Here is a 913-nt window from a genome sequence, read left to right on the forward strand (position 1 = left end):
TGACCGAGATGCCGGTCGGCGAGATTCGTGCCGATGACCTGAAGGGCACGACTGTCTACGGCGCAAACGACGCCAGGGTAGGCGAAATCGGCGATGTCGTGCTTGCGCCTGACAACAAGACGGACGCGGTGATCGTCGACGTTGGCGGCTTCTTAGGCGTCGGTGAAAAGGAGGTCGCGGTTGGTATGGATAATCTCAAATTCATGACCGACAAGGACGGCAACAAATATCTTTACACGACCTTCACCAAGGAACAGCTCGAGGCTCAAACCGCCTATGATAAAGGCAGTTACGCCGAACAGCGCGATCAGCAGCGCATGATCGTAAGGTAATTCTGTTCAGCCCAATGAAGCCCGCGCTGGCAACGGCGCGGGCTTTATTTATGTGTGGCCAGGTGGCAGGCCAGCGGCATGGCCGACGAGGCCGTTCTGGGTCAATTCGGCCAGCGCCAGCGACTGGTCGAGATGTTCGGCCCGCCAGGCGAGCAGCCGTTCGGCGAATTCCAGGCGCACGGTGAGATGGCCGGGGTCGGCCGCGAGATTGTCCAGCTCGCCCGGATCGCTTTTTAGATCAAAGAGCAGCGGCGGCAGATTGCCGCCGAAATGCACATATTTGAAATGCTCCGTGCGGATAACGGCGAGGTTGCATTGGCGTGCGGCGATGCCGAAATGGTTTTCGGCCTCGCCCGCGGCAATCGAGCGGAAGTCAAACTCCCAATGTGCGGCATCGCGCCAGGCCGTAGGGGTTTCTCCGCCCAGGAACGGCTTCAGCGAGGCGCCGTCGAGATGCGGCGCGGGCTTTTGGCCGAGCAGGTCGAGAAGCGTCGGCAAAATGTCGACCGCTTCGGTGAAGCTGTCGACACTGCCGCCGGTCGCCTTGCCTTGGCGCGGATCGCGAATGATCAGCGGAATGT

2 protein-coding genes are annotated in these 913 nt (G+C 60.6%); one reads left to right on the forward strand and one right to left on the reverse strand.

The genetic code is table 11. The features are described 5' to 3' along the window. A partial coding sequence (locus EN893_RS35760; RefSeq protein WP_164901479.1) for a PRC-barrel domain-containing protein occupies window positions 1–332 on the forward strand: 332 nt, incomplete at its 5' end. Window positions 333–380: 48 nt separating this feature from the next. Here the strand turns inward: EN893_RS35760 and EN893_RS35765 are convergent. After that, a partial coding sequence (locus EN893_RS35765) for a sulfatase/phosphatase domain-containing protein (RefSeq protein WP_128362256.1) occupies window positions 381–913 on the reverse strand: 533 nt, incomplete at its 5' end.

The sequence above is a fragment of the Mesorhizobium sp. M7A.F.Ca.CA.004.04.2.1 genome (assembly GCF_004022825.1).
GTDB lineage: Bacteria > Pseudomonadota > Alphaproteobacteria > Rhizobiales > Rhizobiaceae > Mesorhizobium.